This window comes from Lentzea atacamensis, assembly GCF_003269295.1.
Taxonomy (GTDB): domain Bacteria; phylum Actinomycetota; class Actinomycetes; order Mycobacteriales; family Pseudonocardiaceae; genus Lentzea; species Lentzea atacamensis.
In genome coordinates this window covers 387,895-413,723 of the sequence record NZ_QLTT01000002.1, presented here as the reverse complement: position 1 = coordinate 413,723, position 25,829 = coordinate 387,895, and the positions used below count along the sequence as shown (strand labels likewise).

Annotated in this window: 30 protein-coding genes; 7 read left to right on the top strand and 23 right to left on the bottom strand. The window is 68.5% G+C overall.

The features are described 5' to 3' along the window. Positions 1 to 49: 49 nt before the first annotated feature. Complete coding sequence (locus C8D87_RS10790; protein WP_109629396.1) at positions 50 to 925, bottom strand: phosphoribosylaminoimidazolesuccinocarboxamide synthase; 876 nt, start codon at positions 923 to 925, stop codon at positions 50 to 52. A gap of 90 nt (positions 926 to 1,015) precedes the next feature. Here C8D87_RS10790 and C8D87_RS10785 point away from each other — a divergent pair, with 90 nt between their 5' ends. After that, positions 1,016 to 1,453, top strand: a complete 438-nt coding sequence (locus C8D87_RS10785) for a hypothetical protein (RefSeq protein WP_146231354.1) — start codon at positions 1,016 to 1,018, stop codon at positions 1,451 to 1,453. On the opposite strand, the gene C8D87_RS10780 is transcribed toward C8D87_RS10785, so the two are convergent. From C8D87_RS10780 to C8D87_RS10750, 7 genes are read right to left on the bottom strand one after another with little or no spacing between them, the layout of a single operon-like run. Further along, the gene (locus C8D87_RS10780; protein ID WP_112226557.1) at positions 1,450 to 2,244 is read right to left on the bottom strand and encodes an MOSC domain-containing protein; all 795 of its coding nucleotides are present in this window, start codon (positions 2,242 to 2,244) and stop codon (positions 1,450 to 1,452) included. The two genes, C8D87_RS10785 and C8D87_RS10780, sit on opposite strands and share 4 nt — an antisense overlap. After that, positions 2,241 to 3,659, bottom strand: coding sequence for an adenylosuccinate lyase (gene purB, locus C8D87_RS10775; protein WP_112226556.1), 1,419 nt, complete (start codon positions 3,657 to 3,659; stop codon positions 2,241 to 2,243). Before purB ends, C8D87_RS10780 begins: the two co-directional genes overlap by 4 nt. A gap of 25 nt (positions 3,660 to 3,684) precedes the next feature. Further along, the gene (locus C8D87_RS10770; RefSeq protein WP_112226555.1) at positions 3,685 to 4,437 is read right to left on the bottom strand and encodes a hypothetical protein; all 753 of its coding nucleotides are present in this window, start codon (positions 4,435 to 4,437) and stop codon (positions 3,685 to 3,687) included. Continuing rightward, complete coding sequence (locus C8D87_RS10765) at positions 4,434 to 4,967, bottom strand: SigE family RNA polymerase sigma factor (RefSeq protein ID WP_109629410.1); 534 nt, start codon at positions 4,965 to 4,967, stop codon at positions 4,434 to 4,436. Before C8D87_RS10765 ends, C8D87_RS10770 begins: the two co-directional genes overlap by 4 nt. A gap of 57 nt (positions 4,968 to 5,024) precedes the next feature. Further along, positions 5,025 to 5,609: a TetR/AcrR family transcriptional regulator gene (locus tag C8D87_RS10760; protein ID WP_109629412.1), complete on the bottom strand. Its 585-nt coding sequence runs from the start codon at positions 5,607 to 5,609 to the stop codon at positions 5,025 to 5,027. A 27-nt stretch (positions 5,610 to 5,636) separates the two neighbouring features. Further along, positions 5,637 to 6,326: a hypothetical protein gene (locus C8D87_RS10755; RefSeq protein WP_112226554.1), complete on the bottom strand. Its 690-nt coding sequence runs from the start codon at positions 6,324 to 6,326 to the stop codon at positions 5,637 to 5,639. A 32-nt stretch (positions 6,327 to 6,358) separates the two neighbouring features. Beyond that, positions 6,359 to 6,877 carry a SigE family RNA polymerase sigma factor gene (locus C8D87_RS10750; protein WP_109629419.1) on the bottom strand — a complete coding sequence of 173 codons (519 nt, stop codon included), beginning with the start codon at positions 6,875 to 6,877 and terminating at the stop codon, positions 6,359 to 6,361. 123 nt (positions 6,878 to 7,000) lie between these two features. On the opposite strand from C8D87_RS10750, the gene C8D87_RS10745 reads away from it, so the two are divergent. Together C8D87_RS10745 and C8D87_RS10740 are read left to right on the top strand one after the other, a co-directional pair. Further along, entirely contained in the window at positions 7,001 to 8,002 is a 1,002-nt protein-coding gene (locus C8D87_RS10745) for a threonine aldolase family protein (protein ID WP_112227022.1), read from the top strand. A gap of 1 nt (position 8,003) precedes the next feature. Further along, a complete protein-coding gene (locus tag C8D87_RS10740; RefSeq protein WP_112226553.1) occupies positions 8,004 to 8,600 on the top strand; it encodes an HAD-IA family hydrolase in 597 nt (198 codons plus the stop codon). Here C8D87_RS10740 and C8D87_RS10735 read toward each other — a convergent pair. From C8D87_RS10735 to C8D87_RS10700, 9 genes are all read right to left on the bottom strand, one after another. Next, the gene (locus C8D87_RS10735) at positions 8,544 to 9,269 is read right to left on the bottom strand and encodes a potassium channel family protein (RefSeq protein WP_112226552.1); all 726 of its coding nucleotides are present in this window, start codon (positions 9,267 to 9,269) and stop codon (positions 8,544 to 8,546) included. The genes C8D87_RS10740 and C8D87_RS10735 overlap by 57 nt on opposite strands. Before the next feature lie 39 nt (positions 9,270 to 9,308). Continuing rightward, a complete protein-coding gene (locus C8D87_RS45825) occupies positions 9,309 to 9,458 on the bottom strand; it encodes a hypothetical protein (RefSeq protein WP_170166390.1) in 150 nt (49 codons plus the stop codon). Between the two features lie 55 nt (positions 9,459 to 9,513). Continuing rightward, positions 9,514 to 10,644, bottom strand: a complete 1,131-nt coding sequence (locus tag C8D87_RS10730) for a pyridoxal phosphate-dependent aminotransferase (RefSeq protein WP_112226551.1) — start codon at positions 10,642 to 10,644, stop codon at positions 9,514 to 9,516. Between the two features lie 16 nt (positions 10,645 to 10,660). After that, a complete protein-coding gene (locus C8D87_RS10725; RefSeq protein ID WP_233442023.1) occupies positions 10,661 to 11,830 on the bottom strand; it encodes a WXG100 family type VII secretion target in 1,170 nt (389 codons plus the stop codon). A gap of 1 nt (position 11,831) precedes the next feature. Beyond that, positions 11,832 to 12,137 (bottom strand): hypothetical protein, encoded by a 306-nt coding sequence (locus C8D87_RS10720; RefSeq protein ID WP_112226550.1) that lies wholly within the window; start codon positions 12,135 to 12,137, stop codon positions 11,832 to 11,834. A gap of 98 nt (positions 12,138 to 12,235) precedes the next feature. Next, on the bottom strand, positions 12,236 to 12,973 hold the full coding sequence (locus C8D87_RS10715) for an ESX secretion-associated protein EspG (protein WP_233442022.1): 738 nt from the start codon (positions 12,971 to 12,973) through the stop codon (positions 12,236 to 12,238). A gap of 22 nt (positions 12,974 to 12,995) precedes the next feature. Continuing rightward, positions 12,996 to 14,297: a hypothetical protein gene (locus C8D87_RS10710; RefSeq protein ID WP_112226548.1), complete on the bottom strand. Its 1,302-nt coding sequence runs from the start codon at positions 14,295 to 14,297 to the stop codon at positions 12,996 to 12,998. Between the two features lie 9 nt (positions 14,298 to 14,306). Next, complete coding sequence (locus C8D87_RS10705) at positions 14,307 to 14,906, bottom strand: DUF3558 domain-containing protein (protein WP_112226547.1); 600 nt, start codon at positions 14,904 to 14,906, stop codon at positions 14,307 to 14,309. Beyond that, positions 14,903 to 15,361 (bottom strand): hypothetical protein, encoded by a 459-nt coding sequence (locus C8D87_RS10700; protein WP_112226546.1) that lies wholly within the window; start codon positions 15,359 to 15,361, stop codon positions 14,903 to 14,905. Before C8D87_RS10700 ends, C8D87_RS10705 begins: the two co-directional genes overlap by 4 nt. 178 nt (positions 15,362 to 15,539) lie before the next feature. Between C8D87_RS10700 and C8D87_RS10695 the strand changes: the two genes are divergently transcribed. Together C8D87_RS10695 and C8D87_RS10690 are read left to right on the top strand one after the other, a co-directional pair. Further along, entirely contained in the window at positions 15,540 to 16,418 is an 879-nt protein-coding gene (locus C8D87_RS10695) for an ABC transporter ATP-binding protein (protein WP_112226545.1), read from the top strand. Further along, positions 16,415 to 17,218, top strand: coding sequence for a hypothetical protein (locus C8D87_RS10690; RefSeq protein WP_112226544.1), 804 nt, complete (start codon positions 16,415 to 16,417; stop codon positions 17,216 to 17,218). Before C8D87_RS10695 ends, C8D87_RS10690 begins: the two co-directional genes overlap by 4 nt. Before the next feature lie 10 nt (positions 17,219 to 17,228). Here the strand turns inward: C8D87_RS10690 and C8D87_RS10685 are convergent, their stop codons facing one another. Next, positions 17,229 to 17,876 (bottom strand): DUF3558 domain-containing protein, encoded by a 648-nt coding sequence (locus C8D87_RS10685; RefSeq protein WP_109629451.1) that lies wholly within the window; start codon positions 17,874 to 17,876, stop codon positions 17,229 to 17,231. Positions 17,877 to 17,990: 114 nt separating this feature from the next. On the opposite strand from C8D87_RS10685, the gene C8D87_RS10680 reads away from it, so the two are divergent. Continuing rightward, on the top strand, positions 17,991 to 18,839 hold the full coding sequence (locus C8D87_RS10680) for an AraC family transcriptional regulator (protein WP_112226543.1): 849 nt from the start codon (positions 17,991 to 17,993) through the stop codon (positions 18,837 to 18,839). Here the strand turns inward: C8D87_RS10680 and C8D87_RS10675 are convergent. The 5 genes from C8D87_RS10675 to C8D87_RS10655 form a co-directional block, all read right to left on the bottom strand. Further along, on the bottom strand, positions 18,829 to 19,737 hold the full coding sequence (locus tag C8D87_RS10675; protein ID WP_112226542.1) for an ADP-ribosylglycohydrolase family protein: 909 nt from the start codon (positions 19,735 to 19,737) through the stop codon (positions 18,829 to 18,831). The two genes, C8D87_RS10680 and C8D87_RS10675, sit on opposite strands and share 11 nt — an antisense overlap. After that, on the bottom strand, positions 19,734 to 20,990 hold the full coding sequence (gene purD, locus C8D87_RS10670) for a phosphoribosylamine--glycine ligase (RefSeq protein ID WP_112226541.1): 1,257 nt from the start codon (positions 20,988 to 20,990) through the stop codon (positions 19,734 to 19,736). Before purD ends, C8D87_RS10675 begins: the two co-directional genes overlap by 4 nt. 16 nt (positions 20,991 to 21,006) lie before the next feature. After that, positions 21,007 to 21,984 (bottom strand): TAXI family TRAP transporter solute-binding subunit, encoded by a 978-nt coding sequence (locus C8D87_RS10665; RefSeq protein ID WP_112227019.1) that lies wholly within the window; start codon positions 21,982 to 21,984, stop codon positions 21,007 to 21,009. Beyond that, positions 21,974 to 23,863, bottom strand: coding sequence for a TRAP transporter permease (locus C8D87_RS10660; protein WP_112227020.1), 1,890 nt, complete (start codon positions 23,861 to 23,863; stop codon positions 21,974 to 21,976). Before C8D87_RS10660 ends, C8D87_RS10665 begins: the two co-directional genes overlap by 11 nt. A 124-nt stretch (positions 23,864 to 23,987) precedes the next feature. Then, a complete protein-coding gene (locus C8D87_RS10655; protein WP_109629464.1) occupies positions 23,988 to 24,248 on the bottom strand; it encodes a UBP-type zinc finger domain-containing protein in 261 nt (86 codons plus the stop codon). Positions 24,249 to 24,268: 20 nt separating this feature from the next. Here C8D87_RS10655 and C8D87_RS10650 point away from each other — a divergent pair, with 20 nt between their 5' ends. Next, the gene (locus tag C8D87_RS10650) at positions 24,269 to 25,825 is read left to right on the top strand and encodes a Na+/H+ antiporter (RefSeq protein ID WP_325049651.1); all 1,557 of its coding nucleotides are present in this window, start codon (positions 24,269 to 24,271) and stop codon (positions 25,823 to 25,825) included. The last annotated feature ends 4 nt before the right edge of the window (positions 25,826 to 25,829 follow it).

Below are 25,829 nucleotides of genomic sequence, written 5' to 3'. Positions count from 1 at the left end.
TTCTGAGTGCGCCACGCCGTGGTGACATCCGCGTGAAACCAGAGCTAACTCACGCGAGCCAGTCAGCGAAAGACCGGCCAGTAAGACGCTCGTACGCCTCGACGTACCGGTTCCGGGTGGCCTCGACGACATCGGCGGGCAGCGGAGGCGGCGGCGTGTCCGACTTCCGGTCCCAGCCGGAGGCGTCGGACGTCAGCCAGTCGCGCACGTACTGCTTGTCGAACGACGGCTGCACGCGACCAGGCTCGTAGCCCTCGGCCGGCCAGTACCGCGACGAGTCCGGCGTGAACACCTCGTCGGCCAGGACCAGTTCGCCCGAGGCGTCCAGGCCGAACTCGAACTTCGTGTCCGCCAGGATCAGGCCGCGGGTCAACGCGTACGCGCGCGCCTCGCTGTACAGCTCGATCGTGCGGTCACGCAGCTTCGACGCCAGCTCCTCACCGTGCTTCGCGGCGATGACGTCGAACGACACGTTCTCGTCGTGCGCGCCGATCTCGGCCTTCGACGCGGGCGTGAAGATCGGCGGGTCCAGTTCGGACGCCTCGACCAGCCCGACCGGCAGCTCGATGCCGCACACCGCCCCGGTCGCCTGGTAGTCGGCCATGCCGGAGCCCGTCAGGTACCCGCGCGCCACGCACTCGACGTCGACCATCTGCAGCTTGCGCACCAGCAGCGCCCGGCCTCGGACCTCGGCGGGAATGCGCGGGTCGTCGAACGCGACCAGGTGGTTCGGAGTGAGCCGCTCGAACCAGAACACGCTCATCGCGGTGAGCACCCGGCCCTTGTCCGGGATCTCGCTGCTCAGGATGTGGTCGTAGGCCGAGATGCGATCGGACGCGACGAACAGCAACAACTCGTCGTCGACGTCGTACAGATCGCGAACCTTGCCGCGGGCGACGTGCTGGTAGTCAGCGAGCGTAGGCACGCTGGTCAGCGTACGTGCACGGGAACCGGGAACCGACGTACACCCCTTCACCCCTACAGATCAAGGACGAAGAGCCTTAAGGTGCACCCCGTGCTCACCCGAAAGGCGCTGTGGATCCCGGCATTGGCCAGCCTGGGACTGCTCATCGTGCTGGGCGTGGCCGGGTGGAGCATCGACTCCAGCCCCGTCTCGTCCCCGTCGCCAGGCTCGCAGCCCACCAGCACGACCCAGTCGGTCAGCGTCGTGCCGACCCCGGACGTTGCCGAGATCACGGTCAAGACCACGACGTCGACGACGACCACGACCACGACCACCACCACGACGACGCAGCCGAAGCCGCCGCCTGTGCAGGCACCGCCGCCCGCCCGGACCACGACGACCACCGAGCCGCCGCAACAGGGTCTCTTCGTCCGCGAGGGCGCGTCCTGCCGGCCGGAGGGCGCGATCGGTCTCAGCCCTCGGGGCGAGCCACTGATCTGCCGCAAGGACGGTGGCCGCAACGACCGCCTGCGCTGGCAGAAAGCCTAGGAGCGCCACTCCAGGACGTCGATCTTGTCGCCGACCGCGATCGTGCCGGTGCGCACGACCTGGGCCTTCATCCCGAAGGTCACGCCGCCGTCCACGGTGCGCCGGTAGGCCGCCAGCGAACGGATCGGCTCGGGACCGGCCTTGATCCCGGTCTCCTGATCGACCATCGGCACCGCGCAACGCACGCAGTCCTTGGCGTAGGCCAGTTCCACGTCGCCGATCGCCGCGCGCCGCACCCTGTCCTCGGTGTGCGGCTCCGCCCAGCCGGACACGACCACGTTGGGACGGAACCGGTTCATCGGCACCGGTTCCCCGCCGCGTTCCAGGATCCGCTCGTTCAGTCCGTTCAAGGAGGACAGCGAGAGCATCAGCAACGCGTTGCCGTCGGCGTAGCCGACCAGGCCGGTGGTCTCCCCGGTCGTCTCCCGGCGCAGGTCCGGCGGCGTCCGCGCGAGCCGCACCGGCATGCCGAGCGCGTCGGAGAAGTACGCGGCCGCGGCGGCGCCCTGGTCCACCCCGAAGCCGTGCCAGGTGTGGACGACGACCGGAACCCGCGGCCCGTCGGCGACAACGGGGAACGACTCCCCGCCGATCACCAGCGAGGAGTCCGCGAGCGACGGGCGCAGGGCGGCCATCTGCGGCACCTTGCGCTGCGACAGGAAGACACCCTCGTCGTCGACCAGCATCATCATCCGGTCGTCCCGCAACCCCGTGAGGTCGACGGCCGAGGACGCGACGGAGCACCCGCCGCAGCCCTTGATCGGATAGACGTGCAGGCCGGAAACGATCACAGAATCGGCTCCGGCTCGTAGGCCGGGTACTTGTCGACGACCGCGGCGACCTGCTCGACGACGGACGCGACCTGCGCCGACGCCACGCCGGTGAACGACAGGCGGTCGGCCAGCAGCGCGTCGAGCGCGGCGCGGTCCAGCGGCAGGCGGTCGTCCGCGGCCAGCCGGTCCAGCAGGTCGTTCTGCGCGAGGCCCTGCTCGCGCATCGCCAGCGCGACGGCCACCGCGTTCTCCTTGATGGCCTCGTGCGCGGTCTCCCGGCCGACACCCGCGCGCACGGCCGCCATCAGCACCTTGGTCGTACCGAGGAACGGCAGGTAGCGGTCCAGTTCACGCGCGACCACGGCCGGGTAGGCGCCGAACTCGTCCAGCACCGTCAGGAACGTCTCCAGCAGCCCGTCGAACGCGAAGAAGGCGTCGGGCAGCGCGACCCGGCGGACCACCGAGCACGACACGTCGCCCTCGTTCCACTGGTCGCCCGCGAGCTCGCCGACCATCGACAGGTAGCCGCGCAGGATCACCGCGAAGCCGTTCACGCGCTCGCACGAGCGGGTGTTCATCTTGTGCGGCATGGCGCTGGAGCCGACCTGGCCGGGCTTGAAACCCTCGGTCACCAGCTCGTGGCCCGCCATCAGGCGGATGGTCTTCGCCAGCGACGACGGCGCCGCCGCGAGCTGCACGAGCGTCGACACCACGTCGAAGTCGAGCGAGCGCGGGTACACCTGGCCGACCGACGTCAGCACACGCTCGAAGCCGAGGTGGCCCGCGACCGTGCGCTCCAGCTCCTCCAGCTTCTCCGGCGTGCCGAGCAGGTCGAGCATGTCCTGGGCGGTGCCGACCGGGCCCTTGATGCCGCGCAACGGGTACCGCGCGATCAGCTCGTCCAGCCGCCCGAACGCGACCAGCAGCTCGTCCGCCGAGGTCGCGAACCGCTTGCCGAGCGTCGTGGCCTGCGCGGCCACGTTGTGCGAGCGGCCGGCCATCACCAGGTCGGTGTGCTCTGCCGCGAGCCGCGCGAGGCGGCCGAGGACCGCCGCGACCTTGCTGCGGATGAGCTCCAGCGAGCGCAGGACCTGCAGCTGCTCGACGTTCTCGGTCAGGTCGCGCGAGGTCATGCCCTTGTGGACCTGCTCGTGGCCCGCGAGCGCGTTGAACTCCTCGATGCGCGCCTTCACGTCGTGCCGCGTCACCCGCTCACGCGCGGCGATCGACTCCAGGTCGACCTGCTCCAGCACGCGCTCGTAGTCGGCGATCGCGGCAGCCGGCACGTCGATGCCGGCGGCCGCCTGGGCCTGCAGCACCGCGAGCCACAGCTGGCGCTCCAGCACGATCTTGTGCTCGGCCGACCAGAGCGTCGCGAGCGACGTGGAGGCGTAGCGACCTGCGAGGACGTTGGCGATGCGCGGCTTGCTCACACCGCCAGATTAGTGCACGTCGGACTCACTCCCAGTTGATGCTCGAGTCCGTCACCAGCTCTGTGAGCACCCCCACGCGCACCGGCACGGTCTGACGCAGACCGCTGCCCGACGCGGGGTTGTAGTTGAAGCTCTGAATCTGCGCGACGTACCCGCTCTTGAACTTGCGCACCGACACCGACCTGGTGATCTCCTGTGCGCCCTCGGCGTACTCGGCCTCGGTGACGACAGACCCGTCGCTGCGCGTCGAGCTATGGCAGTAGACCGCGCCGGAGCAGAGGTCCAGTTCGTACGGCAGTTTGCCGCCGGTGACCCGCAGTGCGGTCGGCCCGATGCCGTCGGTCAGGTGCACGTAGCCGTGCAGATCGGGGTCGTCGGCCGCGTTGCGCTGGCCGGACGGCGAGTTGGGGCTCGAGGTCGTCGAGACAGTGCGGAAGTCCGAGTAGACCTCCTTGAAGTTCGTCATCCTCACCCCGAGCGTCTCGGCCAGCCTCTCGCCGATGCGCTGAGCCTTCTTCTCCGCGGACTCGCTCGGGGGCGCCGAGGAGCTCGGCGGGGTCTCGGAACCGAGCTGGCTGTCCCGGTCGCGCGGCAGCAGTCCGGGCAGCGCGAACGACGCCACGGCGATCACCGCCGTAGCCACGCCCACACCGACCAGCGCTCGCCGTCGACTTTTTTTCTGCTCCACCCGCCTGATCAGGGCGTCCGGGTCGAAGTCGAGCGGCGGCTCGTCCCAGACGGCCAGCAGCATTCCCTCGCGGATCTCCTGCTCACTCACGACGCGACCCTCCCCGAACTGTTGTCGAGCTTCTCCACGATGGTGCGCAGTGTCGCGAGACCACGCGCCGTCTGGCTTTTGACCGTTCCCTCGGTACAACCCATGGCCACCGCCACCTCGGCGACCGACAGGTCTTCGAAATAACGCAGCACGAGCACCGCTCGTTGCCTCGGCGGCACCTGCAGCAACGCGGTGTGCACCAGCTCACGCGCCCACAGCTTCGCGCTGGTGTTGTCGGGATCGACTGTCGCGTCGGCGGTGTCCGGCAGCTCCCCGTCGCGCTGCTCGGCTCTGCGCCACGGCCTGCGCTTCTCGTCCAGCCACGTGCGCAGCAGCACCTTGCGGGCGTACGCGATCAGGTTGTCGAGGTCCTTGATGCGCTTCCAGGCCATGTACATCTTCATCAGGCTCGACTGCATCAGGTCTTCAGCCGTGTGCCAGTCACCACAGAACAGATAGGCGGTGCGTCGCAAAGACGCGGCATTGGCTGCCGCGAATTCGCGAAAGCCCTGCTCATCGGCCTTGCGCATGCGATCCCCTCTCGCGTCCTCAACCAGGGGAACGCATCAGGAGAACGCGAGGTTGCATCACTCGTGACGCGAAAGGGCCGTTCGGAGCATCCTGGCCGCGACACCGCGTGGATCCGGCTTCAGCTCGATGAACGCGTTCACCATCGCGCCGTCCACCAGCGCGATCAGCTCCTCGACCCGGTCCGGCGCGATGTCACGGCCGGAGCGGGTGAAGATGTCGGCGATCAGCTCATGCAGCTCCGTGGACAGCACGCGCATCAACGGCCGCAGGTACGGACGGCGGCCGGTCGCGACGAGGCGTTCGTAGCGCAGCAGCATCGTCTCGGTGTCGGTCACGTCCTGGCCGACCAGGAGGTCGAGGATCAGCTCGATCAGCACGTCGTCGTCGGACAGCTGCTCCGACAGACCGGCCAGCCGCTCCCGGCAGCTCGCGAGCTCCGCCCTGCCGTGGAACTCGACCGCGGCGGTGATCAGCTCGTCGAGCGAGTCGAAGTAGTACGTGGTCGACGCGAGCGGCAGACCTGCGCGTTCGGCGACCGCGCGGTGCCTGACCGCGTCGAAGCCGCCCTCCACGAGCAGTCCGGACGCGGCCTCGACGAGCGCCTGCCGCCTGCGCTCACCCTTCGGGGTTGCTGCCGTCATAGTCGAGCCAGAGTACTGGGCGGCAGATCAGAACCTCGGCGCCAGTGCGTCCGCGAAGCGCTTGGCCTGGCCTTTCAGCTCGCCGTCGCCCTGCGTGAACACGTAGAGCTCCTGGCCCTTGGTGGTCGTGACCTTCTGCGCGCCCGCGGGTGCCTCGAACGGCTGCGGCGTGACGATCGCGGTGATGGTGAGTCCATCGATCTTGAACGCGGCCGCGCGGGAGTCAGGCGGGCACGTCACGGTCGGCGGTTGCGCGAGGTCCGGTGAGACCGAAAGCTCTCCGGCGAGGGCGTCGGCGAGCTCTCGGTCCACACCCGCGCAGCCCTGCACTGCGCGTTCACTGGTCAAAAGACCAGTGCTTCCCGGCGTGGCCCCGTCCCCCTGCGTGGACGGGTCGCCAGGGAAGTTCTTCTGGGCCGGAGGCTGGGCCTCCAGCTCGGTCATCGGTCCGGTCTCGGGAGATTGTGCCCCGTTGTCCCGCTCCTGCCCAGAACCCAAGGTGCTCGAAGCACCCCTGTCCTGGTCGATCCAGTTGGTACCCGCCACGACACCACCGAAACCGAGCACCACGGCCAGCGTGGTGCCGGCGGCGATCGAGTTGCGCCTGCGCAGCGTGGCGCGGCGCGAAGCGGTACGGACGTCGCTCGCGTCGAAGGACGCCGGTGGCGCGTCGTGTGCCGCGTCGCGGAACAGGTCCGCGAGCTTCTGCTCGTCCATCTACGTCCTCCTCTCGCTGTTCACCACGCTGTTCACGATGCCGGTCGCAGGTCGTCGATGGCGTCGCCGAGAGCTTCCCGCAACGCCGTCAGCCCGCGGGCGGTCTGACTCTTCACAGTTCCTTCCGAGCACTTCAGCACTTCGGCCGTGGCCGTTACATCGAGGCCTTCGAGGAACCGCAGCACCAGCACGGCCCGTTGCCGCGGCGGGACTCTGCGCAGGCCCTTCATCAACGCCTCACGCGTCGCCACCGTGTCGCCGATCTCGTGATCGGGCGTCGGAGACTCCGGCAGCTCGTCGGTGAACTTCTCGCGCCGCCACGGACGGCGCGACTCGTCGATCACCGCGCGCACGAGCGTGCGCCGGACGTAGGCGTCGAGAGCCTGCTTGTCCCGGATCTTCCGCCACCTCCTGTGCACCGCCACGAACGCTGTCTGCGCGAAGTCGTCAGCGCGGTGCCAGTCGCCGCACAGCAGGTATGCCGTTCGGCGCACGGCCTCACGGCGAGCCACGAAGTACTCCGCGAACTCCTGCTCGTCGCGCTGATCCACGCGGACTGCTCTCCGCTCGTTCCTCGAGTTGCACTTACCGGACGGAATCTGAGGCAACAACGGTTGCACGAACCTCCAGCGAGAGCTACATCACCCCCTCGGTCGTTCACCGGATGTGATGTGATCGCCCTCGTGACCCCCATCGACCTGCGCTCGGACACCGTCACCCAGCCGGATGAGGAGATGCGCCGCGCGATGGCGTCGGCAGAGGTCGGCGACGACGTGCTGGACCACGACCCGACCATGGCGGCGCTGGAGGAGCGGGTCGCCGAGCTGCTCGGCGTCGAGGCGGCTCTCTGGGTTCCCTCCGGATCGATGGGCAACCTGATCGCGTTGTTCCTGCACCTTCAGCGCGGGGACCGGTTCCTGGCCCCGCTCGGCGCGCACGTGCTGGACGCCGAGCTCGGGACCGCCGCGTGGCTGGCGGGCGGGATGCCGCACGGGCTTCCCGTTCTCTCCCCGGAGGCGATCTTCGCCGCCGGTGGTGGTGAGTCTCCTTATTACGGGCTGCGGACGACGTTGTTGTGTTTGGAGAACACGCACAACGCGTCCGGCGGCACGTTGACCGCGCCGGACGAGCACGCGCTGCTGGTGTCCGCGGCGCGGTCCGTCGGGCTGGCGGTGCACCTGGACGGGGCTCGGCTGTGGAACGCGTCGGTGGCTCTCGGCGTGCCACCCGCCGCGCTGACGGTCGGAGCGGACACCGTGCAGGTGTGTCTGTCGAAGGGGCTCGGGGCACCGGTCGGGTCTCTGGTGGCCGGGTCGTCCTCCTTCGTGGTCGAGGCCCGTCGTGTCCGGAAGATGCTCGGCGGCGGGGTCCGGCAGGGTGGCGTGCTGGCTGCCGCCGGTCTGGTCGCGCTGGACCGGATCTCCCGGCTGGCCGACGATCACGCGAACGCTTCCGCACTGGCCGCTGGGCTGCGCTCGCTGGGGTGGGACGTGCCCGAGCCCGCCACGAACATCGTCCTGGCGTCGGTGCCGGACCTGGACAAGACGCTGACGTCGTTGCGCGATGTCGGGGTTTTCGCCAGTCCGATGTCCGGCAAGGTTCGGTTCGTGACACACGGCGACGTGGACTCGTCCGACATCGCCGAGGTGCTGCGCCGGCTGCGAGAGGACGCCTGAGATGCGCTGGATCGTGTTCGACTTCGGTGAGGTCATCAGCCGGCGGAACCCGGCGGTGCCGTTCATGGCCGAGCGGCTCGGGGTGTCGCTGGAGCGCTTCGAGGCCGTGTACTGGGACCGCGACGCCTACGACCGCGGCGGGTCGGACGCGGAATACTGGTCGCTGATCGGGTCGTCGCTCGGGCTGTCGCTCGACGAAGCCGCCGTGCGTGAGATGACCGCGATGGACAACGCGGGCTGGCTGGACGATCCGGTGGCGGAAACCGTCGCGCTGATTGATGATCTGGCCTCGTCGGGCGTGCCGCTGGCACTGCTGTCGAACGCGCCGGTGACCTTCGCGCGGCTGGCCGAGAAGCTGCCGTGGGCCAAGCGGTTCCGGCACCTGATCTTCTCCGGCGACCTCGGGTACGCGAAGCCGGATGCCGCGATCTGGCAGCACCTCAAGGACGTCGTCGGCAGCTCCGACCTGGTCTTCTACGACGACCGCCAGGCCAACGTCGACGGCGCCCTGGCCGCGGGGATCGACGCGCGGTTGTGGACGTCAGCTGCTGCTGCGCGTCTTGAGCTCCGCGCGGAGCTCGGCGATCTCGGCGCGTAGGTTCCGCAGTTCCTTCGCGGTCTCCAGCTCGGCTTCCTCGACCCCGCGCAGCTTCTCCACGAGCCAGCTGGCGATCGTGCCGGTGATGACACCGAGCAGCGCGATGCCGCCGACCATGAGCAGGCCCGCGACCAGCCGTCCTTCCACCGTGACGGGGTAATGGTCGCCGTACCCGACCGTCGACATGGTGGTGAGCGTCCACCACAGCGCGTCGCCGAACGTGGTGATGCTGGCGCCTTCCGCGTGCCTTTCCGCGTCGAGCACCGCGAGGCTCGCGCAGAACACGACGAGAACCGTCACTCCGCCGACATAAATGCTCACGCGTTGTCGGATCTTGTCCTGGAACTTCTTGTTCAGCAGCGTGAGGACCGTGATCAACCTGAAGACGCGCAATTGCCGCACCATCGGCAGCACGACCGCGGCAAGATCGAAGAGGTGCGTCTTGAGGAATTGGACCTTGTTCTGCGCGAGGGTCAGCCTGGTGACGTAGTCGGCCGCGAACACGGCCCAGACCAGCCACAACACGATCTCCAACGGGAAGTGCATGACCCCGTCGTCGTCGAACACCTGCCACGCGTAGACGACGAGGAACAGCACGGCGAGGGCCGTCAGCGGCCACTCGACCTTTTTCTCCCACCGCTCGAGGCGAGCCTCGTTGGACTGCAACACCGCTTCATGGTGAGTGGTGTGTCCCGTTTAGACCAGGGGTCATCGCCTGGATTTGACCGCACCGTAAGCCGCGGTGCCTGCGAGGAGTAGCACTCCGATCACAGCGAGCCAGAAAAGGCCCTTCACGACGGCTCCGACGACGGCCAGCACGATCCAGACCGCCACCAGCCACCCGATGATCGCCCACATGGATTCCTCCCCTTCTCCGTCCTGTGAACGTCCGGCGAGCCCGCTTTGTTGCGATCTACAGCCAGACCTTGAGGCGGCGCAGAGCCTCCTCGATGTCCTGGGTGGCACCCGCGAACGACATCCGCACGAAGTGGTGCCCGTCGACCGGGTCGAAGTCGATGCCGGGCACGATCGCCACGCCGGTGTCGTCCAGGAACCGGCGGCAGAACGCCATCGAGTCGTCCGTCAGGTGCCGGATGTCCGCGTAGACGTAGAACGCGCCGTCGGCCGGTGCGAGCTTGTCGATCCCGAGGTTCGTCAGGCCTTCCAGGAGGAGGTCCCGGTTGGTCTTGTACCGCTGCAGGTGCTGTGCCGTTTCGGCGTAGGCGTCGGGGTGAAACGCCTCGACCGCGGCGTACTGGGCCAGAGCGGGTGGGCACAGCGTGAAGTTGCCGGTCAGGCAGTCCACGGCCCTGCGGAGTCGTTCAGGCAGCAGCATCCAGCCGAGCCGCCAGCCCGTCATCGCGAACGCCTTGGAGAACGAGTTGACGACGATCGCCTCCCTGGACGTCTCCCAGGCGCAGTGCAGCGGCTCGCCGTAGCTGATGCCGTGGTAGATCTCGTCGCTGACCAGCTGCACGCCGTTGGTCTCGCACCACCGGGCGATCGGGCCGACGTCCACCACGGTGCCGGTGGGATTGGCCGGGCTGGCGACGATCACACCCTTGAGATCCTCGTCGAGCATGTCGACCGTGGGCTGGAAACGCGTGTCCGGCCCGCACGGCAGTTCGACGACCTCGCACCCCAGTGCTTTCAGGATGTTGCGGTAGGCGGGGTAGCCGGGCCGCGCCAGCGCGACCCGGTCGCCGGCGTCGAACGCGGCCAGGAACGCGAGCGTGAACGCGCCCGACGACCCGGTGGTGACCACCACGTCGTCGGCCGCCACGTCGAGGTCGTACTGGCGCCGGTAGTGCCCGGCGATGGCCCGCCGGAGCTCGGGAATCCCGAGCTGCTCGGTGTATCCCAGCGCGTGCTGGCTCAGGGCTTCCGCCGCGGCGTCGCGCACCGGCCGCGGCGCCGGGCTCGAGGGCTGCCCGGCGGCCAGCGAGATCACGTCGCCGTGCGTCCGCTGCCGTTGCGCGGCAGCGGAAAGCACGTCCATGACGTGGAAGGGCGGTACGTCGGCACGGGCAGCCACGGTCAGCATGCCGTCAGGCTAACCCCTAGTAGCCCTGGTAACCGCCGCCCTGAGCCATCGCCTTGAGACCGGGGTGGCCCTCGAACCCGCCGTAGCGCGAGAACGTGTACCGGACACCGGCGATGATGTTGTCGACCGGGTTCCAGATGTCGTCGTGGCCGGGCAGCTTGTGGGCGTTGAACGTCGAGTCGATGCACTGCATCAGGCCCTTGGACGGCGTGCCCTTCTGGGCGTTCGAGTCCCAGAGGTTGATGGCGTGCGGGTTGCCGCTCGACTCCTTCTCGATGATCTTCCAGATCTCGTCGATGTTCTCGTCGGTGACCGGGATGCCGTTGGCCTGCAGGATCTTGATGGCCTCGCGGATCCACTGCTCGACGTTGCCGGGAGGCGGGCTGCCGGACGGCGGGCCGCCGCTCGGGCCGAGACCGCCGCCTCCGCCGCCACCGCCACCGCCACCGCTGCTGCCGCTGCTGCCGCTGCTGCCGCTTGGAGTGTCGCCACCGCCGCCGCCTTGGGGCTGGGCCGGGGTCTGCTTCGGCTGCGGGTCCGAAGAGGACGGTCTGGTCGAGTCGTCGGGCGGCGGGGTCGGTGCCCACTGGATCGGCTTGCCCGGCGCGGGCGTGAACGACTGCGCGTTCGGGTCCTCAATGGACGAGAACTTCGGCGACAACGCGCCGGGACGGCCTCTGAGGGTGCCCGCGGCGGCGTTCACGGCGTTCTCCGCCTGGGAGATCACGGGTTTGGCGTCACCCGTGGCCTCCGCGCAGTAGCCGCGGATGATGCTGTCGACGTCTTCCTGCGGCTGGTTGCGCAGCTGCTGGCGCGTCTGCCGGGCGCGGCTCAGCAGGTTCTCGCAGATGCTCGTCATCGAGGACTTCGCGCTTTCCAACGCGTTCGCGGCCGCCTCCAGGTCGGCCGCGGCACCGTTGAGCGCGTCGGTCATCGAGGTGCCGGCCTTCATGACGTTGCCCATGTAGGCGACGAAGGCGTCGGCCGACTTGCCCTCCCAGGCGCCGTCGAGCTGGCTGACCGACTTCTGCATGCCGTTGGTCTGGTCGCCGCACTTGCCGGCCGCCTGCTTCCAGCGGTTCGCGATGTCGCGCACTGCCAGCGGTTGCGCGGTTTCGATCTTGTCAGCGAGCGCAGCCAGCTCAGCCCCACCGGGCAGTGCCGCGACCTCGTCCATCGCGCTCACGTCACACCGCCTTCAGCGTGTTCTTGTTGGCCTCTTCGGTGTCCTGGACGTTGGTCTGGATCGCGTCGAGCGCGCTCTCGACCTTGCGCAGCACCTTCTCCGCGGCCTCGAACTCCTGCGAGCCGGCCTGGTCCATTGCCGTCACCGCGCCCGAAAGCGCACCGGAAGCACCGAGTTTCCCGAAAATGTCCGGATTGCCGTACTGATTGGAAAAGCCGTCACCGATCGCGCCGAATTGCCCGGCCTGGCTGCTCACGGTCGTGCGGCACTGTTCCATGGCTTCGGTGTTGAACTTCGCCACAGCCATGCGCACCTACCCCCTAAGTCTCCTCACCGACCTTAGAACGAATTGCTTCGCACAGTCGGGTGATTGTTGGGACGCAGGGCTCGGCTTTCCCGTTCCGCTCAGACCTCTTGCAGAAGCTCCCAGACGGCCCCGGCAAGTCGATGGTTGTCCACGGGCGTGATCGTGCACCACTGCCGCCCGTCGCTGCTGGGCTTGAGCTGCCGCAGATACCGCCCGTTGTGCGTGTCGTGGAAGGAAACCACTCGCTTGGCACGCTGCCCGTTGCGCTGAACCCCGAACTGCCCACGCGTGGACGTCCCGTCCAGCATCCCGGCAAGCTCCTGCGCGTCGCCGAGCCGCATCCCCTGCCGCTCCAGCATGGTGATCAACCGCTGAGCGTCCTGCCCGACATCCTTGGCCGCGGCGACGAGATCGTCGTAGGGCAGGCTGATCGACCGCCCGTACCCGGCAGGCATCTCGCCGGCCACCGACACCGCAGCCTCGGCGAGCGCGGTCCCGCGGGCCTCGATCAACCACATCTCGTCCCGATCCTGCACCGCCAGGATCGCCTCGTCCCCGATGGCCGCAGCGAGCCCGCTGATCTGCCGATCGGCCCAGATCCACAGGTCGATCGACGTGGTCGCGTTGGCCAGCAAGGCAAACCCGTCAGCCAACTCGGGCACGACCCGGCCGTGGCCGGCCAGGCCGCGCGCCTCCAACGACTCCCAGGCCCGCTTCACCACCTCGGCTTTCTCGGTGTGGGTGATGGAGGGAATCCGCGTGTCCAACGCGACGTGCGCGGCCGGGAGGCGCTGAGCCTCCCAGACCACGGCGAACTCCACTGTGGACAAAACCACGGAACCTGGTGAGCTCAATGCCTTACTTGTCCTTCGGGTCTTCGCCGATGACGGACTGCACCACCATGCGCTCGTCGCCGAACACGTCGTCGGAGTCGACGCCGTACTTGCGCACGTGCTCGCCGTCCTCCTCGCCCTCACCCTTGGCCGCACCGGCCGCAGGCGACATGAGCGACCCAGCGCCGCCCTTACCCGCAACGCCACCCTTGGCCGCGGTGGCACCGGGCCGGTTCGCCTCAGGCCCAACGCCCGTCGCACCGCCAGGCGTCATCGCGCCGCCGGGGCCCTTGCCCGCGACGCCGGTGCCACCTGGAGTGCCGGGGCCGCCAGGACCACCGGGACCACCGCCGGGGCCGCCCTTGCCCGCGCCGATCGTGCTCGGGGCACCCTTCGGGCCCGTGGGGGCGATCGGGGTCTTCGGGGCCTGGCTGGGGCCGCGTCCGCCGCCGACCACCTGGGCGCCGCGTGCCGTCGTGGCTGCGCCTGCCAGGCCCGTTGCGGCTGCGCCTGCCGCGGCGATGCCGATCGGGAGGGCGGACGGGAACGGCTTGGGGAGACCGGTGCCGGCTGCGATGGGGTTGGTCGTGGTGCCGGGCATGACGCCCGTGGTGTTGCCGGGGATGCTCGGGGTGGGGCCGACCGGGACACCTGGAGAGCCCGGGCTGCCCGTGCCGGTGAAGCCGGGGCCGCCGTGGATGCCCGGGGTGCCGGCGCCCGTGCCTGGAACTGCCGGGCCGACCGCGGTGGGCGCGGCGGCGCTGGCAACGACGATGTCCGGCGGCTGGTTCGGCGTGCGGAACGAGTCGATCGCGCTCTGGCTGTTCTCCTTGTAGCCGTTGAGACTGTCGATCGCCTGCTGGCGAGCCCGGTTCGTGGCCTCGACCTCTGCCGCGTGATCGGTTTCGATACCGACCAGACCCACGCCCTTGTCGAAAAGGTTCTTCTCGGTGTCGCCGCGGAGAGTCTCGGAGTTGGGCGAGTTGTGCCGCGCTGTGGTGGTGCTCTCGCCCTGCCGAGCCATCGCGTCCGAGTTCCCGACGGTTGCCTGGCCCGCGTCGTCGAAGCCCTCCGCGGTGACCTTGGTCGTCTCCTGGCCCTTCTCGCCGGCCGCGCCGCCCCAGTCGATGCCCAACGCCTTCAGCTGCTCCCGGAGCACCTTGTCGACGTCCTGCAAGCTGCCTGCGAGATCCCGGAGGACATCAGAGGCCGATGCGAACTGCCGGGCGAGTTCACCACTACCGGTAGTGAGCTTCTGAACCTCGTCTGCCAGCTTCTCGTTGGACCAGCCTTCGAAGTACCAGTCAGTGAGCTGTCCACCCGACATAGCTCCCCCTCACTTCAAGGTCTTGAGAGTCTCGACCGCGAGCGCGGCGGCCTTGTTGACCTTGCTGCACAGTTGTTCCTGCGAATCGCCCTTTTCAGTGACAGGCGAGTACATGAAGTTCAGCTGTTGACCTTCTGCAACATCGACAGCAACGGAACAGTTGACGCCTTCAGTACCGATGAGCGTGATCTGGGCCGCACCGTACCCGGCCACGTCCACGACCTTGGCCTCCGTGTTTCCGGAACCACTGAGCCAGAACGACGCACCCTTGTTCGTGATGAGGGCGACCGAGTAGGTGTACTTGAGGCCGTTCTCGTAGAAGCAGCCGGGCGCTTCCCCGAGCCCGGCCGTCTCGAGCTTTTGCGGCGACGTTTTCGTCACCTTGATCTGCGCCATCTGCGCCTCGGTGAGCAACTTGCACGGGTCAACACCATCAAGTTTCAAATCAGCCGGACGCTTCGGCAGTTCTGCTGCAGATCCGGAAGACCCTGAAGTGGGGGAAGCACCCGACGTGGGGTTGGGCTTGCCCTTCTCCCCGCTGCTCGTGCATGCCGTGATGGCCAGCAGCAACGTTGCCGCGACGATGATCTCGAGGGGAGCCTTGCTCACGTCGTCTTTCCGAACACAGTAGTGATCTCTTCCTCAGTGAAACCGTACTGCTTGGCAGATTCCTTCAGCTGCTGCGCCAACTTTTCCAGGCTTGTAACGTAGTCCGCGATTCGACCAACGTATGAATCTTTGTCCGTCGTCAAGCGACGATTCCACAAAGCTGCGATATTCGCACTCACTTCGCCGGCCGATTTCTCGTCGACATGGACGAGAAGGTTGCGTTGCGCAGCTACGAGTGCCTGCCCCAACACTTCGGCCTGGTCTTGGATGACCGCGCCGGCCTTGAGGACGTTGTCCTTGTTGACGTGAAAGCTCTGTGTCGACGGGCCTGACGTCAGGCCGTCCAGAAAGGCCGATGCCGTGTGGAACGCGCTGACCGCGGCCCCGATCACGCCACCGGCCACACCCGCGACGGCACTGAGAGCGGCATCCGCCCCCGCGCTCTCCTGTGTCACGACGTCCTACCCCCGTACGGTTGGTAACGGTTCGGTCCCGCTTCGCAGGCTACCAACGCCTGCGTAAGACGTACCTGTGGTTGGACGAAGACCACCCCTCGTTGGTTCCGCCGCCTTTCATCCGACACGTGGGGCGATTCAGCCCGCGACGCACGGTGACCATCGCTACGGTGAGCTGGTGCTGACAGTGTGGGGGCTGACCAAGGCCTACGAAGGCCGCACGGTCGTCGATCAGGTGGGCTTCGAGCTCCAGCCCGGCACCGTGACGGCCTTTCTCGGCCCCAACGGTGCGGGCAAGTCGACGACGCTGCGGATGATCACTGGGCTGACTCGGCCGGACCGCGGGCAGGCGACGATCGCGGGCCGTCCGTTCTCCGCGTGGCCCAACCCTTCGCACGTGGCCGGGGTGCTCCTGGATGCGGCCGCTGTCCATCCCGGGCGCAGCGGCCGCGGGCACCTGCGCATGGCCGCGACGCTGGCCGGCGTGCCCGGCCGCCGGGCGGACGAGGTGCTGGAGATGCTGGGGCTGGCCGACGCCGCCACGCGCAAGATCGGCAAGTACAGCCTCGGCATGCGTCAGCGCTTGGGCATCGCACACGCGTTGCTCACCAACCCGCCGCTGCTGGTGCTCGACGAGCCCATCAACGGGCTCGATCCGGAGGGAATCCGCGCCGTGCGCAACCTGTTGCGGGGGCATGCCGCCAGAGGTGGCACGGTGCTGCTGTCCAGCCACGTGCTGTCCGAAGTGGACCAGACCGCCGACAGGGTGCTGGTGATCGGCAACGGCCGGGTGGTGGCCGATGGGCCGCTCGCCAGCCTGACCACGTCGTCCCGGTCTCTGGTGCGTGCCAAGGACATGAACCGGCTGGCCGAGGCCCTGCAGCGGGGTGGCATCGCCATCCAGCCGGCGCCGGACGGCTTCATCGCCGCGCACGCGCCGGTCGAGCAGGTTTCCAGCGTCACCTTTGCCGCGGGCATTCCGCTGCTGGGGCTGCGTGAGGAGCAGATGAGCCTGGAAGACCTCTTCTTCCGCCTCACCGGTGGAGGCCGGGTATGACCATCGGACACCCGCCAGCACATCCCGCCGTCCAGGCGCCGCTGGTGAACGTTCCGTGGGCCGTCCGCGCGAGCCGGGCCTCGTCGTTCTGGCGGCTGGTCGCGGTCGAGGCGCGCAAGCTCGTCGGCTCGCGGTCGGACAAGATCGTGATGGCCTTCGCCCCGCTCTTCCTGATCGGCGTGATGCTGCTCTTCACGCTTCCGCAGTCGAACCTGGCCAGCGCGGGGAGGCAGCTCCAGCCGATGCTCGTCGTGGTCCAGCTGGGTCTTCTGCTGGTCTTCGCGACCGTGATCAAGCTCGTCGCCGGCGAGTGGCAGTACAAGAGCGTGCAGCCGACGCTGCTGGTGCAGCCCTCCCGGATGCGCTATCTGGTGGCGCAGGCCACGGTGCTCCTCGGCGTGTGGCTGGTGTGCACGCTGTTCACGTTCGTCCTGTACCCGGTGCTGATCGAGATGGCCGCGGACGGGATCAACCACGACTACCTGCTCGGCCACCGGCAGGGCTGGGTGCTCGGCGTGACCATGCTGTCGACCGCGCTGGTGCTGCTCACGGCGTTGATCGTCTCGCTGCTCATTCCCAACACGGGCGGCTCGCTGACGGTGTTCTTCATCGTGGTGCCGCTGCTGGCACTCGCCCGCATGCTGCTGCCCGAGGTCTTCGGGCTGATCTACCCGCTCGAAGCGGCCTGGCACCTGGCGGGCGGCGGTACGGGGTGGGTGCAGACCATCTCGTCGCTGGTCGTGTGGCTGACGCTGCTGGGCGTCTCGCTGGTCGTGCTCAGCCGGCGTGACGCGGGCTGAGCGGCTCCGCTCAGCGCGCCCGGCTGCCGCCGTTCTCGTCGATCAGCGGCAGCACCTTCTCCGCCGCCTCCGTCGCTTTGGGACAGAAGTCGCGCAGGGCCCGGTCGATCGGCTGGTCGACGTCCTGGGCCCGCAGCGCCACGGCCTCGTCGAAGTTCATCGCGGCCTCTACCTCGAACGGGCGCTCGGAACCGGTGTCGACCGTGACGGTGCAGTACTCGTTCACCTCGCCGGTGATCACGGTGGTCGCGTAGTAGCGGTCGAGCAGGATCGACCGGTGGAAGTAGCGGCCGGCGCCGCGATCCCCGTTCCAGACGTCGACGAAGTGCTGGGCCTTCGACTTCCGCGCGGCGCCGGGGCTGAACAGCCCGATGGAGAGACGGCCCCAGTCCTCCTGCACGTGACAGCCGCCACCGGCACCGGTGTTCGGCTTCTTCCCGAGGCCGAGCAGCGACTGGAGGTCGGACGGCAGGGTCTCGCACGTGTTGTCGAAGACCTCCGGCCGCGAGCGGTTGAAGTCGAGGTTGTCGTAGGCGATCGCCTCCGCGTCCAGCTTCGGGCCCGGCGAGGCCATCGGCGGCTCCGGCGGTGTGGTGCAGGCCGCGAGGGTCACGACGGTGGCCAGGAGCGAGGTCAGGCGAAGTGCGTGCGTGCCCATGTCAGGTAGTTCAGCACATCCGCGCTGCACGGATACCGATGAACGACCGGAAACCGACCGAACAGGGCACAGGAAGTCGGGTGCGAACCCTCGAGCCCCAATAGCGTTGGGAACGTGTTGGAGCGACTCAACCAGGCCATGGCCCACATCGAGCAGAACCTCGACGACGAGGTCGACGTGAGGCACCTCGCGCGGATCGCCGGTACGAGTGAGTACCACCTCAGAAGGATGTTCAGCGCGCTCGCCGGGATTCCGCTGAGCGAGTACATCCGGCGCAGGAGGCTCACGAAGGCGGCCAACGAGGTCCTCAGTGGACACGACTCGTTGCTGGACATCGCCATCCGGTGGGGCTACGGGTCCAACGAGGCCTTCGCCAGGGCGTTCAAGGCCATGCACGGGGTCGGGCCGCAGGAGGCTCGAGCCGGCAAGAAACCGTTGCAGTCGCAGCAGATTCTCACGTTCAAGCTGATTGTCGAAGGGAGTACGAGCATGGAGTACCGGATCGTCGAGAAGGACGCGTTCCAGGTCGTTGGCCGGGGGACGCGGGTGCCGTTGGTGCACCTCGGGATGAACCCCGCGATCGTGGAGTTCATCAAGGGCATCGGGATGCCGACGCTGGAACGGCTGAAACAGCTCAGCGACGGGGAGCCCGAAGGCCTCGTGGCGCTCACCGGCAACCAGGAAGGCAACGAGGAGGGCGACCGCCTCGACTACTTCCACGGCGTGGTGACCAGCAAGGAGGCGCCGGAGGACATGGAGATCATCACCGTGCCGAAGAACACGTGGGCCGTGTTCAAGGCGGAAGGGCCGTACCCCGAGACCATTCAGCACATGTGGCGGGACGTCTACACGCAGTGGTTCCCGTCCAACAGCTACCAGAGTGTCGAAGGGCCGTCGATGTTGCACACGCAGATCGACGGGGACACGGCCAAGGCCGAGTTGTGGATTCCCGTCACCAGCTGAGAGCCAGGCGCTCGGCAACGTCTCGCAGCTCGAGCACGGCGAGCCACGACTCGGGGATGACGGCCACGCCGTCACGGGCCCCCAGGATGTTGCCGCAGATGGAGCCCGTCGAGTCGCTGTCGCCCGAGTGGTTGACGGCGACGCGTACGGCGGTGGGGAAGTCGGGGGCCACCAGGGCGGCGTGCAGGCCGATGGCCAGGGCCTCTTCGCCGACCCAGCCCCCGCCCAGTTCGGATTCGATCTGTTCTGGCGTGAGCGGGCCGAGGCCCATCACCTTGTCCAGCAACGAGGTCTGTTCCTCGTGGCCGTCCCAGCGGACCAGTTCGGCGCGTGCGACTGCCACCGCCGACGGCAGGTCCGTGCCGCCCAGCAGGGCCTGCACCATCACCGCCAGCACGCCTGCCGACAGGTAGCCGCTCGGGTGGTGGTGGGTCAGGCGCGCCGTCTCCGCCGCCAACGTGAACACCTCGCGCACGTCGCGGGACCACACGGCGACGGGGGCGGCGCGCATCACGCCGCCGCAGCCCTTCGAGTTGTTCTTCTCGTTGTGCTGCAAGGCGGTGATGCACGTGTGGCCCGGCGCCCTGCGTGAATGCAGACGCTGGTCCGCCATCAACCAGCCGTCGGACGCCACGACCGGGCCGCCCTGGGTGTGGAGCCAGCGGCCGTACGCCGCGCGCACGGACAGCACGGGGTCGATGCCGTGCTGCCGCGCGAGCAGCAGACCCTCCAAGGTGAACAGCAGCATCTGGGTGTCGTCGGTGATCTCCAGGACAGGAAGGTCGACGACACCGGAAGGGCCGTACTGACGGCGGATCACGTCGATCGAGGAGAACTCGATCGGCGCGCCGAGGCCGTCGCCCACGGCCCCGCCGAGCACGCACCCGAGCAGGCTCACGGCACCGTGATCTTGCCGTCGACCGCCTTCAGCGCGATGTCCGAACGGTGGTGCGAGCCGGTGAGGTGGATGTCCGCGATCTTCTTGTAGGCGCGCTCGCGTGCCTTCGACAGCGACTTGCCGGTGCCCACGACGGACAGCACGCGGCCGCCGGCGGAGACCACGGCGCCGTCCTCACGACGACGCGTACCGGCGTGCAGCACGCCCTCGGACTCGGAGCCGGTGATCACGTCACCCGTGCGCGGCCGGCCGGGGTAGCCCTCCGCGGCGACGACCACGGTCACGGCGTAGCCGTTCTCCCACTCCAGCGGGGGCAGCTCGGCCAGCGCACCGGTCGACGCCGCGAGGAACAGGGAGGAGATCGGCGACTTCAGCAGTGCGAGCACCGACTGGGTCTCCGGGTCACCGAAGCGGCAGTTGAACTCGATCACCTGCACGCCGGACGACGTCAGCGCCAGACCCGCGTAGAGCAGACCGACGAACGGCGTCTCGCGCGCCCGCAGCTCGTCGACCACGGGCTGCACGCACCGCGAAACGATCTCCGCGACAAGACCTTCAGGCGCCCACGGCAGCGGAGCGTAAGCGCCCATGCCACCGGTGTTCGGGCCGTGGTCTCCGTCACCCACGCGCTTGAAGTCCTGCGCCGGGATCAGCGGCACGACGGAAACACCGTCGGTGACGCAGAACAGCGACACCTCCGGACCGTCCAGGAAGGACTCCAGCAGCACCGGGTGCCCGCCGTCGAGCAACGTCATCGCGTGCGCCCGCGCGGCCGCCAGGTCCGACGTCACGACGACGCCCTTGCCCGCGGCCAGGCCGTCGTCCTTCACGACCCACGTGGGGCCGAACCGCCCCAGCGCGGCGTCCAGGCGGGCCGGGTTGTCGACGACCTCGCTGTGCGCGGTCGGCACACCCGCCGCGTTCATGACGTCCTTCGCGAACGCCTTGGAGCCCTCGATCCGAGCTGCGGCCTTGGACGGGCCGAAGCACGGGATGCCGAGGGCCCTGACCGCGTCAGCGGCCCCGACGACCAGCGGTTGTTCGGGGCCGACGACGACGAGGTCGGCCTTCCACTCCTTCGCGAGGGTGGCGACCGCCGAAGCATCTGCGACGTCCACGCCGTAGATCTCGGCGTGTCCCGCGATGCCTGCGTTGCCCGGCGCGCACGCCAAGGCAGTCAGTTGCGGATCGCGCGACAACGCGAGGACAAGGGCATGCTCACGGGCTCCAGACCCGATGACCAGGACGCGCACGATGCTCCAGCGTAGTTCAGCCGAGTGCCTGCTTCGCCCCAGGGTGCAGCGGGACGGGGTCGGAGGCGCCGGCCTTGGCCTTGTCGATGTCCTTCACGGCCGGGTGCACCTTCTCCAGGTCAGCCTTCTTGTCGAAGATCAGCTTGGTCACCGCGCACGCGTTGTTGGCCGCGAAGTCCTCGCGAACGAGGAGCAGGTTCGGTACGACGATCGTCGGAACTTCCGAGGTCCCGTACGTCGCAGCCGGGATCGTCCCGGTGTCGTAGACGGGGCTGATCTTCTTCATCTCCGGCAGCAGCGGAGTGATGTCGATGAACTTCACCCGGTCCTTCAACGACGTCGTGATGTCCGTGATCTGCGGCGTCGGCAGACCGCCCGACCAGATCAGGCCGTCGATGCTGCCGTCCTTCATCCCGTCTGCGGTCTTGGTCAGGTCGAGGCGCTGGGCGGCGACGTCGGAGTCGATGTTCAGCCCCGCCGACTTCAGCAGCCGTCCGGCGATCACCTCGGTGCCGGACTTCGGCGACCCGGTCGAGATCCGCTTGCCCTTCATGTCCGCGACGGAGTTGATGCCGGAGTCGGCGCGGACGAGCACCTGCGTGTAGTTCGGGTAGATCCGCGACAGCGCCGCGATCTTCTCCTTCTTGCCGTTGAACGCGCCGGTGCCGTTCACCGCGTCCGCCGCCGTGTCGGCGAGCGAGAACGCGATGTCGTACGTGCCGCCGACGAGCTGCTGGATGTTCTGCACGGAGGCGCCGGTCTCCGCGGAGGACGCCTTCAGCTTCGAGTTGTCGGAGATCAGCTTCGCGAGGCCACCGCCGACCACGAAGTACACGCCACCGGAGTTGCCGGTCGCGATGGTGATCCGGCCGTCGGACGCCTCGCACGACGCGTTGCCACCCGACGCGTCCGGCGTCGTGGGCGTGCGCTTGCCGCCACACCCGGAAACCACGAGCGCCAAAGCGATCGCACCGATCGCGTACTTACGCAGCATCACGAACCCTCCCACGAGTAACCAGGTGGACCGCCACGGCCACCACGAGGAACCCGGCCCCGATGGCGATCGTCAACGGTTGCAGATAGAGCAGGAACAACGCCGCCGGCACGCACAGCACGCGCTCCGGCCAGCGCGCGGGACCGAACAGCCAGCCGCCCGTGAGAACGGCCAGGGCAGCCACTCCCAGGGCGGACGCGCCGAACGTCCACACCGAATCCAGCAACGGCCCGCGCAACAGCAGCCCGGCGCCGGAGTCGGTCAGCACGAACGCCAGCGGCACCAGGAACGCCGGGAGCGTGTACTTCCACGTCTGCCACATCGTCTTCATGACGTCGCCGCCGGTCAGCGCGGCAGCAGCCACGGCGGCGAGCGCCGTTGGCGGCGTGACCTCGGACAACACCGCGTAGTAGAAGATGAACATCGCGGTCTCGGCCGGCTCGACGCCCAGCGTGATCAACGCCGGGCCGATGACGACCCACGAGATGATGAACGACGCCGTCACCGGCACGGCCAGGCCGAGCACCGACACCGCGACGGCCGCGAACACCGCCGTCAGCATCAGGATCACGGTCTCGGACGAGCTCAGCGCCGAAGCCAGGTCCACCAGCGACCCCGCAAGCGCTTGCCCCAGTCCGGTCTTCGTGATCGTCGACGTGATCACGCCCGCAGCCGCGCACACCGCGATCACCGGCAACGCCGAGCGCACCCCGGTCGAGAGCGCGTCGGCCACCAGCCGGAACCAGTCGCGCCGGTGGTTGATCAACGCGAACAGCGCCGCCACCCCCGTCGCGTACACGACCGCGCGGTAGACGGGGATGTCCAGCGCGAGGAAGACGATGATGATCCCGAGCGACAGGAAGTGGTACCAGCCGAGCTTCAGCACGTCCCAGAACCGCGGCGCGCCCACGTCGACCGGCTTCGCCCCGAACCGCCGGGCGTCGGCCTCCACGGCCAGCGCGATGCCCAGGTAGTAGAGCAGCGTCGGGATGATCGCCCAGATCAGCACCGACAGGTACGACACCTGCAGGTACTCGGCGATGATGAACGCGGCGGCTCCCAGCGTGGGCGGCGACAGGATCGCGCCGATGCCCGACGCCGCGAGCAGACCGCCCGCGTTCTCCTTGGGATACCCGGCCTTCTGCAGCATCGGCCACGTCACCGCACCCAGCGACACGGTCGTCGCCGTGCCCGACCCGGAGACCGTGCCCAGCAGGAAGCCGGCGGTCGCCGCGGTGCGGCCGGGGGCCGTCCGCGACTTCCGGAAGGCCGCGAAGCTGATGTCGACGAAGAACTTCCCGGCGCCGGACGCGTTCAGGACAGCGCCGTAGATCGTGAACAGCACGATGTAGGTCGCCGCGACGTCCAGAGGTGTCCCGTAGAACCCGCTGGCGTCGTTGAAGAACCCGTTGATGATCTGCGCGAAGTCGACGCCGGAGTGCGAGATCGACCACGACGGCGGCAGGAACCCGCCGTAGTAGGCGTAGGCGATGAACGCCACGCACACCACGGGCAGCACCCACCCGGTCGTGCGTCGGCACGCCTCCAGGATCAGCACGAGCAACACCGCGCCCGCTGCCACGTCGAGCGGCGTGAGCTGCCCCTGCCGGTTCAGGAACTCGTCAAAGCCCCCGAACAGCGGGTACGAGCCGGCGACGAACGCCAGCGCGGCCAGTACCCAGTCGACGACCTTGGGTGAGTGCCCGCGGCCGTACGACAGGTACACGAGCGGCAGCGTCACCGCCAGGAAGATGATCAGGTAGTACTGGCTTCCCTTGGCGAACGGGAAGAACACCTGCTTGAGCACCAGCAGTGCGATCAGCAGGCCGGCGATCCACAGCGCCCGCTCCCACCGTGGTGAGAGCGACCGCGACGGCATCTCCTCGTCGTGCTCCGCGACGATGCGGGCGAGGTCGGGGTTGGCCACGCTCGAACCGTACTGTGGGGCCGATCACAGCGTTAGACGATCAATCCAAAGGGATTGCAAAGAAGCGCCGTGGCGCTTACACGACCGCACTGTCCACATAGCACCAGCGCCAGTCCTCGCCCGGCTCGAACGAGCGCATGACTGGATGCTGGGACGACTTGTAGTGCGCGGTCGCGTGCTTGCCCGGGCTCGAGTCGCAGCACGCCACGTGCCCGCAGGAAAGGCACATCCGCAGGTGAGCCCAGTTGCGCTCACCCTCAGCAAGGCAGTCGACACAGCCCTCGGCCGACTCCGGCGCCACCGAAGCGGGCAGCGCTCCCACGTGCGAACAGGTCATGGGGTCCATCTTTACGCAGAATGAGCGACATGCACGGGCCTGAACTTCTGCTGCTGTTGCTCGGGGCGCTGGTCGTGACGTCCATCGCCCGCCGGCTGAACTGGTCGGCACCACTGGTGCTGGTCGCGGTCGGGCTCGTGGTCTCGTTCATCCCCGGCGTGCCGGAGTTCGAGCTGGACCCGCACCTGATCCTGGTGCTGGTCCTGCCGCCGCTGCTCTACAGCGCCGCGCTGGACAGCTCGTACCTGAACATCCGCGCGAACCTGCGGCCGATCGGCCTGCTCGCGGTCGGGTTGGTGCTGTTCACGACGTTCGTCGTCGGTGTCACGGCGAAGCTGGTCTTCCCCGAACTGCCGTTCGCCGCCGCGCTGGTCCTCGGCGCGGTGGTCGCCCCGCCTGACGCCGTCGCGGCCGTCGCGATCGGGCGCAAGCTCGGCCTGCAACGCCGGGCGATGACACTGCTGGTCGGCGAGAGCCTCATCAACGACGCCACGGCGCTGACCGCGTTCAAGGTCGCGGTGGCGGCCGCGGCGGGAGCGGCCATGCACCCCGCCGAGAGCGTCGGGATGTTCCTGCTCGTCACGGCGGGCGGCATCGCGATCGGCCTGCTGGTGGGCGTGCTGGTCAGGTTCCTGCGCAAACGGCTCTGCGAGGGTGTGCTGGAGAGCGCGCTCGGTCTGCTCGTGCCGTTCGGCGCCTACCTGCTCGCCGAGGAGGCCGCGCACGTCTCCGGTGTGCTCGCGGTCGTCGTCGCGGGCCTCTACGTCGGCCACCACTCGCCGCGCGGCACCTACACGACCCGGCTGCAGGACGCGGCGGTGTGGCGGTCGGTGGACGTGCTGCTGGAGTCGTTCGTCTTCGCGCTCATCGGCCTGCAGGTGTCGGCGATCATCAGCGACGTCGACCTCGACGTGACGCTGCTGCTCGGTGCCGGGGCGGTGCTGCTGGCGACGATCCTCGCGCGGTTCGTCTGGATGTACCCCGCCTCGTACGTGCCGTTGTACCTGTCCAAACGCTTGCGAGAACGCGAGCGCTGGCCGCATCTGGGCCAGGTCACGGTGATCGCGTGGGCGGGCATGCGCGGGGTGGTGACGCTCGCCGCGGCGGCCGCGATCCCGCAGGACGTCCCGGGCAGGGAGATCATCGTCTTCTGCGCCTTCGTCGTCACGGTCTCCACCCTGCTGCTGCAGGGCACGACGCTGCCCTGGGTGATCAACAAGATCGGCTTCGAGGGCGACGACGCGCGCAAGGACGCGCTGGCAGAGGCGCAGATCCAGCACCGCGCGGCGCAGGCGGCGGTCGACCGGCTCGACCAGGAGATCGAGGACGTCCCCGACCACGTGCGTGACCAGCTGCGGGCGCTCGCCGAGCACCGGGGCAACGCCGCCTGGGAACGGCTCGGCCGTCAGGAGGAGGAGAGTCCAGCGGCCGCGTATCGACGACTGCGCAGGATGATGCTGAGCGCGGAACGTGACGAGTTCATCAAGGCGCGCGACGTCGGCGAGATCGACGACGAGGTCCTGTTCCGGGTGCTGCGCGAACTGGACTTGGAGGAAGCCGCGCTTTCCCGTGAGTAACCGT

Excerpts from the sequence above, each read along its gene's own strand:
- C8D87_RS10765 (WP_109629410.1), bottom strand. The coding sequence starts at position 4,967 with ATGCGCAAGGCCGATGAGCAGGGCTTTCGCGAATTCGCGGCAGCCAAT.
- C8D87_RS10760 (WP_109629412.1), bottom strand. The coding sequence starts at position 5,609 with ATGACGGCAGCAACCCCGAAGGGTGAGCGCAGGCGGCAGGCGCTCGTC.
- C8D87_RS10755 (WP_112226554.1), bottom strand. The coding sequence starts at position 6,326 with ATGGACGAGCAGAAGCTCGCGGACCTGTTCCGCGACGCGGCACACGAC.
- C8D87_RS10740 (WP_112226553.1), top strand. The coding sequence starts at position 8,004 with ATGCGCTGGATCGTGTTCGACTTCGGTGAGGTCATCAGCCGGCGGAAC.
- C8D87_RS45825 (WP_170166390.1), bottom strand. The coding sequence starts at position 9,458 with ATGTGGGCGATCATCGGGTGGCTGGTGGCGGTCTGGATCGTGCTGGCC.
- C8D87_RS10730 (WP_112226551.1), bottom strand. The coding sequence starts at position 10,644 with ATGCTGACCGTGGCTGCCCGTGCCGACGTACCGCCCTTCCACGTCATG.
- C8D87_RS10720 (WP_112226550.1), bottom strand. The coding sequence starts at position 12,137 with ATGGCTGTGGCGAAGTTCAACACCGAAGCCATGGAACAGTGCCGCACG.
- C8D87_RS10710 (WP_112226548.1), bottom strand. The coding sequence starts at position 14,297 with ATGTCGGGTGGACAGCTCACTGACTGGTACTTCGAAGGCTGGTCCAAC.
- C8D87_RS10690 (WP_112226544.1), top strand. The coding sequence starts at position 16,415 with ATGACCATCGGACACCCGCCAGCACATCCCGCCGTCCAGGCGCCGCTG.
- C8D87_RS10685 (WP_109629451.1), bottom strand. The coding sequence starts at position 17,876 with ATGGGCACGCACGCACTTCGCCTGACCTCGCTCCTGGCCACCGTCGTG.
- C8D87_RS10665 (WP_112227019.1), bottom strand. The coding sequence starts at position 21,984 with ATGCTGCGTAAGTACGCGATCGGTGCGATCGCTTTGGCGCTCGTGGTT.
- C8D87_RS10660 (WP_112227020.1), bottom strand. The coding sequence starts at position 23,863 with ATGCCGTCGCGGTCGCTCTCACCACGGTGGGAGCGGGCGCTGTGGATC.
- C8D87_RS10655 (WP_109629464.1), bottom strand. The coding sequence starts at position 24,248 with ATGACCTGTTCGCACGTGGGAGCGCTGCCCGCTTCGGTGGCGCCGGAG.
- C8D87_RS10650 (WP_325049651.1), top strand. The coding sequence starts at position 24,269 with ATGAGCGACATGCACGGGCCTGAACTTCTGCTGCTGTTGCTCGGGGCG.